Genomic DNA, 15,850 nt, shown 5'->3' with positions numbered 1-15,850 from the left:
GATGGAGACATGTTATTATTATAATAATATAATCTTGTGGAGATTTCGGAACTGTCAATTTGACTGCCAGCCCGGGCAGATGATGGTGACCGGAAGCGAGAAAAAGGAGGAAAAAGATGAGGAAAAGGAAGACGGGTGCGTTAGCTGTATTGCTGGTATTTATGATGGCATTTGCCAATATATTTGGCATGATGCCGGCAATCAGTGTGGCGGCACAGGAAGAAAAGCAACAGGAAGTAACGGTAGAGAGGGCATCAGAGCTGGTATATGGTGAGCAGTATCTTCTTGTCGGAGGAACAGCGGGCAAGACTTCGGGCAGCGAAGATGATCTATACGCAGTGGTTGGTGCAACAACCCACAGTGGCAGCAAAGCAGGCAGTGTACTTGATAAAGTAGAAGTTTCCGGGCTGGATTTTTCAGATGCTGAAAACCAGCTTACAGCACAGGAAACGAATCTGTGGACAGCAGTCGAGGGCGAAAATGGAACGGTTGCACTTTACAATAAGGCTTCAAATAAATATATGCACTTTGAGTCAGGGAACAGAGCTGTGACACTGACAGATGAAGCAACTTATTATGAAGCAGTTCTGACAGATCATCACGCAGCGGGAAAGGCTCTGGCTTTTCGTCTTGGAACATGGTATCTGAACTTTTCCGAAAGCCAGAATGGATTCTGTGCTTACGATGCATCGACCTATTCACAGAATGAGACAAAGGATACAAACCAGTATGCCTTCTATCATGTGAAAAAGGCAGAAGTGTCAACCACAAGCACCGTTACCCGTGCTACAGCGATTACTGCAGGTAAGAAATATATGCTGGTAGGTGGAGATTCCAAGAGCAGTACATATCAGGCAGTTACTGCACAGACTCATGCAGGCAGCAAGGTGAACAGCGTCCTGACGGGAGCGGAGATTGCAGGACTGGATCTTTCAGACCTGTCGAATGAAGTGACAGTAAGTAACGAGTATCTTTGGACAGTGAAGGCCGGCAGTACAGAAGGTACTGTAGCACTTTATAATGAAGCTGCAGGCAAATATCTGAATTTTGCAGAGGGAGCAAGACCGGTTACTTTAGGGGATGAACCTACAGAGTTTGCTCTTGCACAGACAGATCATCATGTGGCAGGTATTGCAGCAGCATTCCATTTGAATAATTACTATCTGAATTATTCAGATAGTCAGAATGGATTCTGTGCTTACGATGAATCGACCTATTCACAGAATGAGACAAAGGATACAAACCAGTATGCATTATATGAAGTGAAATCCGGTGTAACTCCGACTCCAACTCCGGATCCTGATCCGTCAGAGGGAGATGCAAAGGCGACACTTTTGTTCTGCTCTGATTTCCAGACGGGTACAGAAGTATCACCGTATCAGAGCGTATCGGACGTGCCGGAAAGTCTGACTTCTGTTATGACGAATATTTCAAAAGCAATCTATGATGATGGTGTTACAAAGATTGACCGTGTACTGGCAGTAGGAGATTATACAGCATATACAGGACGGTACAATTATGATGCAGATGCGACGATCGGTATTCAGGCATTTAAAAATATCATTCAGAACCGCTGGACGGATACAGATCAGTTCCTGTTTATCCAGGGAAATCATGATCAGGCAAATTATCCGTTTGATGAGGGTGCTAATGAATATGAAGATTATATTGTGTACTGTATCAATACGACTTATAATTCTTCAGAAATGGGTGGATTCCCATGGATGCAGGGAAGTACAGGAAGTGAAGCACAGGTAAAGAAAGCAGCTCAGAAGCTTGGTGATTATCTGGAAGGCTGTATTACAGCCGGAGAGACACGCCCGATTTTCATTATGGTGCATCTGCCACTGCATTTCAGCGGGCGTACAAGTTCTCTTTATGGAAATGGGGATAATCTGTATTCTTCCTATTTGTTTGATGTGATCAATACAGCCGCAGAAGATTTGGATATTGTATACCTTTATGGTCATAACCATTCTAAAGGATGGGACAATTATATCGGTGGTTCACGTGTGTTCAAACGGCCTGGAGATACGATTTTGATCCCGGATCTTACAAAGAAGAGCGGTAGTACAACTGACAGTTATACAAAAGAAGAACTTAATTTTACTTATATGAATGCCGGATATATCGGATATTTCCATGATGCGACAGCAGCAGATGAGCTGACAGCTACCGTATGCCGGATTTATGATGATAAGCTGGTTTTAAGCAGATATTCAGAAGACGGACTGATTGATATTGGATCTGTTGGTAAGAATAATACGAGATATAATGATTCAGCAATGATTCCGGCAACAGAACTGACACAGGCAACGGCAAGTCCGGTTCAGATCGATCTGAATCAGGTAGCTGTACCAAGTGTAACTCTTGAGGCAGCAAGTGGTAAAGTTGGTGAAAAGGTTGCATTGAAGGCAACAGTCAAGCATATCAAAGCATCCTCTTATAAGTGGAGTATAGAAGATCCGGCGATTGCAGATCTGACTGCAGAAGAAAATACAGCAGACGTCTTCTGCAAGAAAGCCGGAAGTACGAACGTAAAAGTTACAGTGACAGATACAGACGGAAATACGACAGTTGGACAGGCGGTGCTGGAAGTAAGTTATGACCAGACTGCAGGTGCATCAGCAAAAATTCAGGATGCGGATGGAAATGGAGTAACAACTGCAGGAAAGAATGAAAGAATGATCCTTAAAGGAGCATTATCTGGAATACCGGAAGTAGTTTCTTATAAGTGGTCAGTATCTGATCCTGAACTTGCAGAGCTTGAAGATGCTGATTCTGCAGAGACGGCTGTAACATTTAAAGGAAAAGGTGAAGTGACCGTAACTCTGCTGGTTACGTATAAAGATGCACAGGGACAGCAGCAGACAGTGACAGCGGATACAAAAGTTACTGTATCGGAAATTCCGACATATAAGCGAGCAGCAGAGATGGAACCAGGAAAGAGTTACCTCATCATTGGTTCTTCAGGAAAAGCTTTAAATGCAGAGATCAGTCCGGTTGGCGGAGTCGCATGTATTGCAGGAACAGAAATGCAGACAGCAGATCTGGGCAACGCAGGTGATGTTATAAAAGGGGAGTATAGTGCGTTACTTTGGACAATCGAGAAAGATGCGAACGGACAGTATACCCTTTATAATAAAGCAGCGAAAAAATATCTTTCTTTAAGTGCATCAGAGCGAAATGTGAATCTGACAGATACGCCAGTGAAGCTGTCAGTAGAAAAAGGAGCATTAAGTAATGGCAGCGGTTTCTGTGTGGCATTTTACAATGGAACAATGTATCTGAACCACTCCAAATCCAAGCAGGCATATTGCGGATATTCAGGTGAGACGGTTACAAATGCAAATAATCAGTTCGCAATTTACGAACTGGTAGGGGGAGAAGCAGTCAAGACTACTTATACGGTTACATTTAACAGCTGGGGTGGAAGTGCTGTAGCTGCCCAGACCGTTGAAAAAGGAGCAAAGGTGACAGAGCCTTCAGCACCGACATTAGAAGGATATACATTTGCAGGATGGTATACAGATGAAGCATGTACCACGCAATGGAATTTTGCGACAGGTGTTGTGGACAGAAATCTGGAATTGTATGCAAAATGGAATGAGATTGAAGTACCGGAGCCGGTGATCGATACAGCAGAGCTTCAGAAACTGGTTGATGAAATGGATCGGGTTGATCTTGAAAAGTATGAGAAGGATGCAGCCTACGATGCATTTGTGGCAGCCCTGCAGAATGCGAAAGCAGTGCTTACAGATCCAGAGAGCGAGCAGGCAGTAGCAGAAGCGAAGGCAGCCCTGACAGAGGCATATGCAAATCTGAAGCTGATCGAGATGCCGGAACCGGAACCGACACCGGAACCGACACCGGAACCGGAACCGACACCGGAACCGACACCGGAACCGACACCGACGCCGGGCAAAGATGATAAGACTCCAGGAACAGATAAAAATGATAAGACTTCAGGAACAGATAAAAATGATAAGACTTCAGGAACAGGCAAAGATAATAAAAATCCTGGAAAGGGAACGACTACAACGACACCGGCTAAAGATAGCAGTAAGGTAGTTCCGACCGGAGACAGTACGGAAGGAATGATGGTAGTTCTGTGCATGATGGCAGCCGCAGCAGGCGTGATCGTGATCAGAAAGAAATCGGCAGAGAAGTAAAAACTTCGGTCAAATGCAACAGAAAAACTGAAAATGAACAGATCAGACGGGAATCTTCCAAAAAGCAGGGAGATTCCCGTTTTTACAGATCCGGACAGAGAGCGGAACCTGCAGGAGACGAATTCTGTCGAACGATTTCCATACTTTCGCCGTTCTATTCTTTTCTGTTTTGTCATATATTTTGTAGTGACTTGAAAATACGTAACAGAAGAAGGGAGAACTACAAATCATGTCAGATAAGATAATTGAGAACAACCAGGTGACGGTCATAGGGGAAGTGGTGTCTGAATTTACATACAGCCACGAAGTATTCGGAGAAGGATTCTATATGATGGAACTGCTCGTAAAGCGACTGAGCAATTCCTGCGACAGAATCCCGGTGATGATTTCTGAACGTCTGATCGATGTAACCAAAGACTGCCGTGGAGAGTGCATCATGGTATCAGGACAGTTCAGATCCTACAATCGGCACGAAGAATTGAAGAACCGGCTGGTACTGTCTGTATTTGCGAGAGAAATCGAGTTTATTGATGAAGAGCCGGACGGGGCAAAGACAAACCATATCCTGCTGGAAGGGTATATGTGTAAACGCCCGGTGTACAGGAAGACACCGCTGGGCAGAGAAATCGCAGATCTTTTACTTGCGGTGAACAGACCGTATGGAAAATCAGACTATATTCCATGTATCTGCTGGGGCAGAAATGCAAGATATGCCTCCAGTTTTGACGTAGGGGAACATGTGCGGGTACTTGGAAGGATTCAGAGTAGAGAGTACGTGAAAAAGCTTTCGGAAACTGAGACAGAGACGCGGGTTGCATACGAAGTTTCGGTAAGTAAACTGGAATGTATTGAGGAATCATGATGGTGATAAAAAAGTGAAGTACCAGAGCAGCATGGAAGATGTGGCATCATGACATAAGACAGGAAAAGGATATCATATATTGAGATAAAAGCTCAAATGTGATATCCTTTTTATTATATAGGGTATCCGAAAGGACTCTGTGAACGTTAAAAGCATTTAAAGGAGGATTTATACAGATGATTAAGATATTAATGCATGGATGCAATGGAAAGATGGGAAGAATGATCACTGAGATCGCAAAGCAGGATCAGGATGTTGAGATTGTGGCAGGTGTGGACAAGTATACAGCAGTTGCCAATGAATATCCGGTTTTTGAGACGATTTCAGAGTGTGATGTGGATGCAGATGCGGTCATTGATTTTTCAAATGCAGGGGCAGTGGATGAACTGCTGGATTATTGTGTTGAGAAGAAACTTCCGGCAGTCCTCTGTACAACAGGACTGTCAGAAGAGCAGCTTGCAAGGGTGAAAGAAGTATCCGAAAAGATCGCAGTGTTAAAGTCAGCGAATATGTCCATGGGAATCAATCTTCTCCTGAAGCTTTTAAAAGATGCAGCAAAAGTACTTGCACCGGCAGGATACGATATGGAGCTTGTTGAGAAGCATCATAATCAGAAGCTGGATGCACCGAGTGGAACAGCTCTCGCACTGGCAGATTCTATGAATGAGGCACTTGGCAATGAATATGAGTATGTTTATGACAGAAGCCAGGTGAGAAAGAAGAGGGATGTAAAGGAAATCGGTATTTCAGCAGTGCGTGCCGGAACGATCGTAGGAGAGCATGAAGTGATCTTTGCAGGGACAGATGAAGTGATCGAATTTAAGCATACAGCTTATTCAAGAAGTGTATTTGCAAAAGGTGCTGTAGAAGCTGCAAAATTTCTCGCAGAGCAGAAGCGTGGTATGTATGATATGGGAGATGTGATCCGTTTTTAATCAGGGATTCAGAGAGTTCTTGTAAAGTTTGCTGAGGGGAAAATAAAAAACAGGCAGGGAGAGCAGGAATGAAAGATTTGGAGACCAGATATTTGGAGCGGCTGTCAGATCTGTATCCAACGATCGCGGCAGCGTCCACAGAGATTATCAATTTGCAGGCCATTTTGAATCTTCCCAAGGGAACAGAGCTCGTGGAAGAGAGCTTTATGATGTGTTGGAAAGTTATGTGAGAAAAGGTTTTTTTGCACTGGACAAAAAGGAGCGTCAGGACGGGCGGGATATCATGTGGTATATCTGGCTCCACCCCGGATTCACCATTGTTTGGAAAGAATAAGATGGCGACGTTTGAACGGTATTTTCTTGCAGAAAAAGAGACGCATGTGGAGAAGAAGAACCCGTATTATGCATTGCTTGAAAATGAAAAGGTGATCGATAAGATCCTGATCGAGTTTGGTCTGGATCCATCGGATGCACATATTGTAAACGGACAGGTGGCAGACCTGGAGAGACTGCTTGCGGCATATCGCAGTGGTGAGATCATAGAAAAGGTGTAGATGGAGAAAAGCATGGAAAAAGAATTAAATATACCGGAAGGGACAGAGGTTACAGAACCGCTGAAGATCTATCTCAATGAGATCGGTCAGATTCCTCTGTTGGATGCAGAAGAAGAAAAAGAGCTGGGACGCAGAAGTGTGGACGGTGATGAAGAGGCAAGACGGAGACTGGAAGAAGGAAATCTCAGGCTGGTTGTATCAATCGCCAAGCATTATACCGGCAGAGGGATCCCACTGATGGATCTGATCCAGGAGGGAAATATCGGCTTGATGCGTGCAGTGGAAAAATACGATTTTACAAAGGAGAACCGCTTTTCAACTTATGCATCCTGGTGGATCAAAGAAGCGATCCAGCGTGCAATCGACCAACAGTCAAGAGAGATCCGTGTACCGGTTCATGTGGCAGAGGCGATGAAGAAAGTTCAGCGTATTTCAAAAGAACTCCAGCAGAGTCTCGGAAGAGAAGCAACACCGGAAGAAATCGCAGAAAAGCTGGGAGATAAGAGTACAGAGGATGTAAAAAATATTTTATCCTATCTTCAGAATCCGGTTTCACTGGAAACTCCGGTAGGAGAAGACGGAGAAAATAACCTGGGAGATATGGTGGAGGATAAAGCTTCTCCGACACCGGAAGAAGCGATGAATCTTCTTGTCCAGAAGGAGGAAGTAAGTGAACTTCTTAATGCATTGAATGACCGGGAAAAGCAGGTGATCCGGCTGCGTTATGGACTTGAGGATGGAAAAACCCATACGCTGGAAGAAATTGGAGAAGAGCTGAAGGTGACAAGAGAACGTGTGCGTCAGATCGAGTCCCGTGCAATGGAAAAGCTTAGAAATAAGGCAGAAAGATAATCGGGGCAGGTCAAAAGGTCTTTCACCCACCTATGAGCAAGCTCATGTGGGCTTAGACCTTTTGACCCTGGCATCATAAAATAGAAAATGTTTCCTGGATGTATAAATATTGAAGAACTTGCAGATAGTAGGAATACAATATTATTGATACAGAAAGGGAGAACTTTTATGAAAAGAACCAGAAGATTTTTAGTCATGATACTTTGTACCTTTGCACTCCTTGGCACAGTTGGATGTGGCAATAATAGTGCTGATAATGCAGCAGATCAGACGATGCAGGATAAAAATGGCACGAACCGGAAAGAAAATGGCAATGTAAATGATGCAACAGCGGGGAACGGCAATGGAGTGATGGACGATGCAGTGGATGATGTGACGGACGGTGTGGAAGATGTGACGGACGGGATTACCGACGGGATCGACCGTGCGGCAGACGATCTGACAGAGGATAACGGAGTACAGAACAATCAGGAAAATACTGATCAGACCGGAAAGAAGACAGACCGGGCAATGGAAGAGAACCGCTAAACAAAGGGAAAGTTTCAGAAAAGAGCCACAGGAATGTAAGAAAATTCCTGTGGTATTCTTTTGAAAATCCTGGAAAAGAAAGAAGGAAGTATGCTATGAAATTCAGACCGTGTATTGATATACATAACGGAAAAGTGAAGCAGATCGTAGGGGGAAGTCTCAGGGATGAAGGAAATCAGGCAAATACGAATTTTACTTCAGAACTGGATGCGGCATGGTATGCCGGACTCTATCAGAAGGACAGATTGAAAGGAGGGCATATCATCCTGTTAAACCCGGAAGGGTCGGAATATTATGAGGAAACAAAGCGGCAGGCACTGGAAGCTTTGCGGGCTTATCCGCAGGGAATGCAGATCGGCGGAGGAATTACGGCGGACAATGCAGCCGGATATCTGGAAGCCGGGGCGAGCCACGTGATCGTAACTTCTTATGTCTTCCGGGATGGCAGGTTTCAGAAAGAGAATCTTGAAAAACTTGTGGCAGCAGTGACAAAGGAGAAGATTGTGCTGGATCTGAGCTGCAGAAAGAAAGATGGAAAATATTTTGTTGTGACAGACCGGTGGCAGAAATTTACAGAAGCAGCACTTTCACCGCAGATACTGGATGAACTGGCAGAGTACTGTGATGAATTCCTGATCCACGGAGTAGACGTGGAAGGAAAAGGAGCGGGGATGGATGACGGTCTGGTAAGAATGCTTGGCGAATGGGATGGAATCCCGGTTACATATGCCGGTGGCATTGGATCACCGGAAGATCTGGAACGGTTTGAAAAAGAGAGCCGGGGAAAGATTGATTTTACGATCGGAAGTGCATTGGATTTATTTGGTGGAAAGATTCCCTATGAATATTGCAAAACTGTGAACAATGTTAACAAGCCATGAATTAGTTGAATTACAGTTCAGATAGTGATAGAATGGATAACATAGTGGCGTCGTATATCGAGATGTCAAAATCAGATTCAGATAAGGAGTAAATTACGGGATATGAACATTATAGAGAAGATTTTCGGAACCCATAGTGAAAATGAGCTGAAGCGTATTTATCCGATCGTAGATAAGATTGAAGCTCTCGGACCGGAGATGGAAGCATTGTCGGACGAAGAACTTCGCGGAAAGACCAGAGAGTTCAAAGAACGTCTGAAAGAGGGCGAGACACTGGATGATATTCTGCCGGAAGCATTTGCAGTTGTAAGAGAAGGTGCCTACAGAAGTATTGGTATGCGTCATTATCGAGTTCAGATGATCGGTGGTATCATTCTTCATCAGGGTCGTATCTCAGAGATGAAGACCGGAGAAGGTAAGACACTTGTGTCCACACTTCCTGCATATCTGAATGCACTGGAAGGCAAGGGTGTTCATATTGTTACTGTCAATGATTACCTGGCAAAGCGTGATGCTGAGTGGATGGGAAAAGTACACGAATTTCTTGGACTGACCGTCGGAGTTGTCCTGAACAGTATGGACAATGATGAGCGTCGTGCAGCATATAACTGTGATATTACTTATGTAACGAATAATGAACTGGGATTTGATTATCTGCGTGACAACATGGTCATTTATAAAGAACAGCTTGTACAGAGAGGACTGCATTATGCGATCATTGATGAGGTCGATTCTGTATTGATCGACGAGGCACGTACACCGCTGATCATTTCAGGTCAGAGCGGAAAGTCTACAGCACTTTATGAGGCATGCGATGTACTTGCACGTCAGTTGGAGCGAGGCGAGGCGAGCGGAGAGTTCTCCAAGATGAATGCGATCATGGGAGAAGAGATCGAAGAGACGGGAGATTTTATTGTTGACGAGAAAGAGAAGACAGTCAACCTGACGGAAGATGGTGTGAAAAAGGTTGAGAAGTTCTTCCATATTGAAAATCTTGCGGATGCAGAGAATCTTGAGATCCAGCATAATATCATCCTTGCCCTTCGGGCTCATAATCTGATGTTCCGGGATCAGGATTATGTGGTGAATGAAGAAGGAGAGGTTATGATCGTCGACGAGTTTACGGGACGTATCATGCCGGGACGCCGTTATTCAGACGGACTTCATCAGGCAATCGAGGCGAAGGAGCATGTAAAGGTAAGAAGAGAGAGCAAGACCCTTGCGACGATCACATTCCAGAACTTATTTAATAAGTATGATAAGAAGAGTGGTATGACCGGTACAGCCCTGACTGAGGAAAAAGAGTTCCGTGATATTTATGGTATGGATGTTATTGAGATCCCGACCAATAAGCCGGTTCTCAGAAAAGACCTGGAAGATGCGGTATATAAGACGAAAGAGGAAAAATACCGGGCTGTTGTAGAAGCAGTTAAAGAAGCTCATGCGACCGGTCAGCCGGTACTGGTTGGTACGATCACCATCGAAGTTTCCGAACTGCTGAGCCGGATGCTGAAAAAAGAAGGAATCCAGCATAATGTGCTGAATGCAAAATACCATGAAAAAGAAGCTGAGATCGTTGCAGATGCAGGTGTGCATGGAGCGGTTACGATCGCAACGAACATGGCAGGACGTGGTACGGATATCAAGCTGGATGATGATGCCAAAGCTGCAGGCGGTCTGAAGATTATTGGTACAGAGCGTCATGAGTCCAGACGTATTGACAACCAGTTGCGTGGACGTTCCGGTCGTCAGGGTGATCCGGGAGAATCCCGTTTCTATATTTCCCTGGAAGATGATCTGATGCGTCTGTTTGGTTCAGAGAAGCTGATGGGAGTATTCAATACACTGGGAGTGGAAGACGGAGAGCAGATCGAGCATAAGATGCTGTCGAATGCAATCGAAAAAGCACAGAAGAAGATCGAGGCGAACAATTTTGGAATCCGTAAGAATCTGTTAGAGTACGATCAGGTTATGAATGAGCAGAGAGAGATCATTTACGCGGAGCGTCGTCGTGTGCTGGATGGTGAGAGTATGAGAGATACGATCTACAGTATGATCACCGAATATGTGGAGAACATGACAGACCGTTTTGCTTCTACAGAAGTTGATCCGGAAGAATGGGATATTAAAGGTTTCGAGATCAATCTTCACGGAGTGATCCCGCAGATGGAACTTCCGTCAGAAGAAGAATGCCGTCAGATGAGACAGAAGGAACTGAAGCATCTGTTGAAAGAACGTGCTGTCAAGGCGTATGAAAGTAAAGAAGCAGAGTTCCCGGAGGCTGAACAGCTCAGAGAAGTGGAGCGTGTCATCCTGCTGAAAGTAATTGATGCACGTTGGATGGATCATATTGATGATATGGATCAGCTCCGTCAGGGAATCGGACTTCAGGCTTATGGACAGAGAGATCCGCTGGTTGAGTATAAGATGATGGGATACGATATGTTCGGTGAGATGACGAATGCCATCGCAGAGACTACGATCCGTACTCTGTTCCATCTGCGTGTGGAGGAAAAGGTAGAGCGTGAGGAAGTTGCAAAAGTAACAGGAACGAATAAGGATGATACATCCGTACGTGAGCCGAAGAAGCGTGAAGAAAAGAAGATTTATCCGAACGATCCATGCCCATGCGGAAGTGGAAAGAAATATAAGCAGTGCTGTGGAAGAAAAATAAAATAATCAGACTGGCAGAAGAGTTGAGATAAAATATGAAAGAGGTGATTAAGGTGGTTTTATTAGATGAATTAAAGTCAAAGCTGACTGCATATGAAGAACCGCTGAAAGATTTGAGGGATTCACTTTGACCTCGCTTCAAAGAAGCTAAGGATCGAAGAATTGGAAAAGAGACTTGAGGAGCCTGGATTCTGGGATAATCCTGAAGTTTCACAGCAGGTAATGAAGGAATTGAAGGGTCTTCAGGATTCTGTAAAAGAGATTGAAAAGTTATATACAGATTATGAGGATATGCTCCTGCTTATTGATATGAGTGCTGGAGAGGACGAAGAAGAGGAGACAGCAGAAGAGGTTGCAGAAGAGTTGCAACAGTTTGAAGCAGTATTTGAGCAACTGCGGATCAGCACGCTTCTGATCGGACCGTATGACCGGGACAATGCGATTGTGACGCTCCATGCAGGAGCAGGCGGAACAGAGGCCATGGACTGGACCGGAATGCTTTACCGTATGTATAGCAGATGGGCAGAAAAGAAGGGGTATGAACTGGAAGTACTGGATTATCTGGAAGGAGATGTGGCCGGGATCAAAGGTGTTACCTTTGAAGTGAAAGGAGAGAATGCCTATGGTTATCTCCGTTCGGAAAAGGGAGTACACCGCCTGGTGCGTATCTCTCCGTTTAACGCAGCAGGAAAGAGACAGACCTCTTTTGCATCGTGTGATGTGATCCCGGATATTGAGGAAGATATTGATATCGAGATCAATGAAGATGAACTGAGGATTGACACGTACCGTTCCAGCGGAGCAGGTGGACAGCACATCAATAAGACGTCATCGGCAATCCGTATTACACATCTTCCGACAGGAATTGTGGTACAGTGTCAGAATGAGCGTTCGCAGCATATGAACAAAGATAAGGCAATGCAGATGTTGAAATCCAAGCTGCTTCTTCTTAAGCAGCAGGAACAGGCGGAAAAAATGTCGGATATCCGGGGTGAAGTCAGTGATATTAATTTCGGAAATCAGATCCGTTCTTATGTTATGCAGCCGTATACAATGGTAAAAGACCACAGGACAAATGCAGAAATCAGCAATGTAGGGGCAGTGATGGATGGAAATATCGATCCGTTTATCAATGCATATCTGAGCATGGATGCAGAAGCACAGAAAGGAAAGAAAGAATGATAAATATAGCAGTAATGGGATACGGTACAGTTGGATCAGGTGTTGTAGAAGTGATTCGTACGAATGGCAGCCTGATCAATGAAAGAGTACAGGATGAGATTTATGTAAAATATGTACTGGATCTCAGAGACTTTCCGGGAGATCCTGTGGAAGAGATTCTGACGCATGATTTTGATACGATTCTCAATGATCCTGAAGTAGCGATCGTTGTAGAGACGATGGGAGGAATTGAACCTGCCTATACATTTGTAAAGAAGTGCCTGGAAGCAGGCAAGAGTGTGGCAACATCCAATAAAGCACTGGTTGCAAAGCATGGTGCGGAGCTGCTTGAGATTGCCCGTGAACGGGAGATCAACTTTATGTTTGAGGCAAGTGTAGGAGGAGGCATTCCGATTATCCGTGCATTGAATTCTTCTCTGACAGCAGACCGTATTGATGAAGTAATCGGAATCCTGAACGGAACAACGAACTACATGATGACAAAGATGTTCTTTGAGGGTGCAGATTATGCAGAAGTTCTGAAGGAGGCTCAGGATAAGGGATATGCAGAGAGAAATCCTGAGGCAGATGTAGAGGGACATGACGCATGCAGAAAGATTGCGATTCTTACATCTCTGATCTCCGGTCAGCACGTAGATTTTGAAAAAATCCATACAGAAGGAATCACAAAGATCACGACAGAAGATATGAAGTATGCCAAGAAACTGAATATGGCGATCAAGCTCCTTGCTTCAAGCAAACGTGTGGGAGATACGTTCAGTGTACTGGTTGCACCGATGCTTCTTTCAGAAGAGCACCCGCTCTGTAATGTAAATGATGTATTTAATGCAGTTTTTGTCCGTGGCAATATGCTTGGAGATGCAATGTTCTACGGAAGTGGAGCAGGTAAACTTCCGACAGCAAGTGCCGTTGTTGCAGACGTGGTAGATGCGGCAAAGCATCTTCACAGAAATGTTGTGACAAGATGGGATGCAGGAGAGCTGGAGCTGATCCCGAATGCAGAGGCAGAGCATCGTTTCTTTGTAAGGGTTCAGGGCAGATCAGAAGCTCAGAAGGAACAGATCAGAGAAGCATTTGGTTCTGTTGAGATTGTGGAGACAGAGGGCCTGGAAGATGAATTTGGATTTATAACAGAAGTAATGACGGAAGGAACTTACTCTAAAAAGGCAGAGGCATTCCCGGAGATTATTCATATGATCCGTCTGGCAGACTGATCGGAAAAGAATATTTTCTGCAGGAAGATCTCTGAAAAAGATCTGTAAGAAAAGGATAAAAGCTGAAAAAGTATAAAAAGAACCGGAATCTAAGGTGATGAGGGATTTCCTCAGTCATCAGAGATTTCGGTTCTTTTTTTGAAAACCAGCATACACTTAATCAAGGATTTTCTTAATGAGTTTCCGATCATCATCAGACGCTTCCCGCAAACGGATGAGAAGTTCGGCCTCCTCTTCAGTCAGATAGATCGTATCACCGGTTGTGATGATCAGCCCGGTATGGTAAGTATTTGCAGATTCTTTTGCAAAAGAATTTTTTATACTGCAGGGAACTGTCAGAAGCTGTTCAATCGAAAATCCATAAAGAGCAGAAAGCTTTGTGAGCATATCAATATTGGGATCACGATGTCCGGTTTCGTAATAGGAGTACGCCTGATGTGTGATATTAAGTTTATCTCCGAGTTGCTTCTGCGTGTAATGATGTTCCTGTCGGAGCTGGAGCAGATTTTTCGCAAGCTGAATATTTGCCAACGCCGTACCTCCCTGCATAAAATCGATAGTAATGTGAATAGATTATACCAAGATTTTAGCTACAGGAATTAAAATGCAACAGAATGTGAAAAATATGCAAAATTCAATAAACTGTTGCAAATACCGGATCTGTCTGCATTATTTTAACTGACTTAAAGTACTGTTGTGGTACAGAGACAGGTGTGTGACATCTTCACCAAGCCAGTCAGGAGCCTGATAGTTACGTGCAGTTTCCTCGTCAGGAAATTCAATCTCTGCGAGAAACAATGGGGCAAGATCGCCTTTAAAAATATCCAGTTCAAGGAAAAGAGAAACACCTTTTTCCCTGAACTGTGGGGAAAGATGACTTTCTTTCTGTGACGGGGATGAATCAGTGACTTCGTCAAGGGGAATGACATACCGTGTCTTCTGGATGATCCTGCCGTCAGCTTTTTCGCGGAGATGCAGATAAGCCTGGCGGTTGAGAGGAAGATTATATTCCTCCCGGATCATAAGCCCTTTGGATTTATAAGTGAGAAAATATTGTTCATCATCTTTACGAATCCGCACGACCGGTCCGGTACAGAGATAGGCCTGCTCCAGTTCACGGTGAGGATAAGCTTCTATTGAAAAAGGAAGAGAGTGCAGGTCTTTGATAAGAAATTTACGTTCGATTTCCATAGGTATGCTCCTTTATAAAAAAATTCTGATGTTCAGGACTGAAATACAGCTCTTCTCTTTATGATAGTATAGGGAAGAATAAATGTAAACCATTGCATTTAAAGAAGACATTTGTTACACTAATTGCGTATGCAAAGAATGAGGAGGCATAGACATGAAGAAAGCTTATGTATTTCTGGCAGATGGATTTGAAGAAATTGAAGGACTTACTGTCGTAGATGTCCTGCGTAGAGCCGGAGCAGAGGTGGAAATGGTTTCTGTGATGGATAGAAAAGAGATTACAGGAGCACATGGGATCAAGGTAGAGGCAGACCGGATGATCGAGGAAGCAGGAGAAGCGGATCTGTATGTACTTCCGGGAGGAATGCCGGGGACGCTGCATCTGAAAGAGCATGCAGGACTTTGCAGACTGCTGAATCAGGCAGAAAAGAAGGAAAAGCACATTGCGGCGATCTGTGCAGCACCGAGTGTCCTTGGAGAACTGGGAATGCTGAAAGGAAAAAGGGCATGCTGTTATCCGTCCTTTGAAGAGAAACTGAACTGTCTTGAAGTAAGCTACGAGCCGGTAGTGACGGATGGAAGGATCACGACATCTCGGGGAATGGGAACTGCCGTCAGGTTTTCACTGGAACTGGTGAGTGTTTTATATGGAAAGGAAAAAGCAGACGAAATAGCAGAATCTATCGTATATATGTAAAAAATACTGGAAATATGGTGACTTTTATGCTATACTAATGCAATGACTGCGAATGTATAGCTTATTGACGATACATTTTTCAATAAGAAGCTATTTGCTTAATCAAGGA

At 44.3% G+C, this 15,850-nt stretch carries 13 protein-coding genes and 1 pseudogene; 12 read left to right on the top strand and 2 right to left on the bottom strand.

Features of this window, described 5'->3' with window-relative positions:
• Positions 1–116: 116 nt before the first annotated feature.
• The 11 genes and pseudogenes from NQ541_RS08180 (at position 117) to NQ541_RS08130 (ending at position 13,853) form a co-directional block, all read left to right on the top strand.
• Entirely contained in the window at positions 117–4,172 is a 4,056-nt protein-coding gene (locus NQ541_RS08180; RefSeq protein ID WP_005610722.1) for an InlB B-repeat-containing protein, read from the top strand.
• A gap of 229 nt (positions 4,173–4,401) precedes the next feature.
• On the top strand, positions 4,402–5,034 hold the full coding sequence (locus NQ541_RS08175; protein WP_005610723.1) for a single-stranded DNA-binding protein: 633 nt from the start codon (positions 4,402–4,404) through the stop codon (positions 5,032–5,034).
• A 176-nt stretch (positions 5,035–5,210) separates the two neighbouring features.
• Positions 5,211–5,969: a 4-hydroxy-tetrahydrodipicolinate reductase gene (gene dapB, locus NQ541_RS08170; RefSeq protein WP_005610724.1), complete on the top strand. Its 759-nt coding sequence runs from the start codon at positions 5,211–5,213 to the stop codon at positions 5,967–5,969.
• 68 nt (positions 5,970–6,037) lie between these two features.
• Positions 6,038–6,199: a fructose-bisphosphatase class III gene (locus NQ541_RS08165; RefSeq protein ID WP_005610726.1), complete on the top strand. Its 162-nt coding sequence runs from the start codon at positions 6,038–6,040 to the stop codon at positions 6,197–6,199.
• Positions 6,163–6,463: pseudogene (locus tag NQ541_RS13180) on the top strand (fructose-bisphosphatase class III); the annotation flags it as partial. The gene NQ541_RS08165 and the pseudogene NQ541_RS13180, both read left to right, overlap by 37 nt.
• 72 nt (positions 6,464–6,535) lie before the next feature.
• Complete coding sequence (locus tag NQ541_RS08155) at positions 6,536–7,375, top strand: sigma-70 family RNA polymerase sigma factor (protein WP_023922795.1); 840 nt, start codon at positions 6,536–6,538, stop codon at positions 7,373–7,375.
• Between the two features lie 168 nt (positions 7,376–7,543).
• On the top strand, positions 7,544–7,903 hold the full coding sequence (locus NQ541_RS08150; RefSeq protein ID WP_023922797.1) for a hypothetical protein: 360 nt from the start codon (positions 7,544–7,546) through the stop codon (positions 7,901–7,903).
• Between the two features lie 95 nt (positions 7,904–7,998).
• Positions 7,999–8,784: a phosphoribosylformimino-5-aminoimidazole carboxamide ribotide isomerase gene (gene hisA, locus NQ541_RS08145; protein ID WP_005610735.1), complete on the top strand. Its 786-nt coding sequence runs from the start codon at positions 7,999–8,001 to the stop codon at positions 8,782–8,784.
• Between the two features lie 102 nt (positions 8,785–8,886).
• Positions 8,887–11,463: a preprotein translocase subunit SecA gene (gene secA / locus NQ541_RS08140; RefSeq protein WP_005610737.1), complete on the top strand. Its 2,577-nt coding sequence runs from the start codon at positions 8,887–8,889 to the stop codon at positions 11,461–11,463.
• Between the two features lie 47 nt (positions 11,464–11,510).
• A protein-coding gene (gene prfB, locus NQ541_RS08135) for a peptide chain release factor 2 (RefSeq protein WP_117687690.1) occupies positions 11,511–12,639 on the top strand; the annotation gives its coding sequence in 2 pieces (ribosomal slippage) (positions 11,511–11,585 and positions 11,587–12,639; 1,128 coding nt in all).
• Positions 12,636–13,853, top strand: a complete 1,218-nt coding sequence (locus tag NQ541_RS08130; RefSeq protein WP_005610740.1) for a homoserine dehydrogenase — start codon at positions 12,636–12,638, stop codon at positions 13,851–13,853. Before prfB ends, NQ541_RS08130 begins: the two co-directional genes overlap by 4 nt.
• A gap of 156 nt (positions 13,854–14,009) precedes the next feature.
• On the opposite strand, the gene NQ541_RS08125 is transcribed toward NQ541_RS08130, so the two are convergent.
• Both NQ541_RS08125 and NQ541_RS08120 read right to left on the bottom strand, forming a co-directional pair.
• Entirely contained in the window at positions 14,010–14,384 is a 375-nt protein-coding gene (locus tag NQ541_RS08125) for a helix-turn-helix transcriptional regulator (protein ID WP_023922803.1), read from the bottom strand.
• Positions 14,385–14,522: 138 nt separating this feature from the next.
• Complete coding sequence (locus tag NQ541_RS08120) at positions 14,523–15,044, bottom strand: CYTH domain-containing protein (protein WP_005610743.1); 522 nt, start codon at positions 15,042–15,044, stop codon at positions 14,523–14,525.
• 154 nt (positions 15,045–15,198) lie between these two features.
• Here NQ541_RS08120 and NQ541_RS08115 point away from each other — a divergent pair, with 154 nt between their 5' ends.
• A complete protein-coding gene (locus tag NQ541_RS08115; protein ID WP_005610746.1) occupies positions 15,199–15,741 on the top strand; it encodes a DJ-1 family glyoxalase III in 543 nt (180 codons plus the stop codon).
• The last annotated feature ends 109 nt before the right edge of the window (positions 15,742–15,850 follow it).

Source organism: [Ruminococcus] lactaris ATCC 29176 (genome assembly GCF_025152405.1).
Lineage (GTDB): Bacteria > Bacillota > Clostridia > Lachnospirales > Lachnospiraceae > Mediterraneibacter > Mediterraneibacter lactaris.
This window is presented reverse-complemented; position numbering and strand designations above follow the sequence as displayed.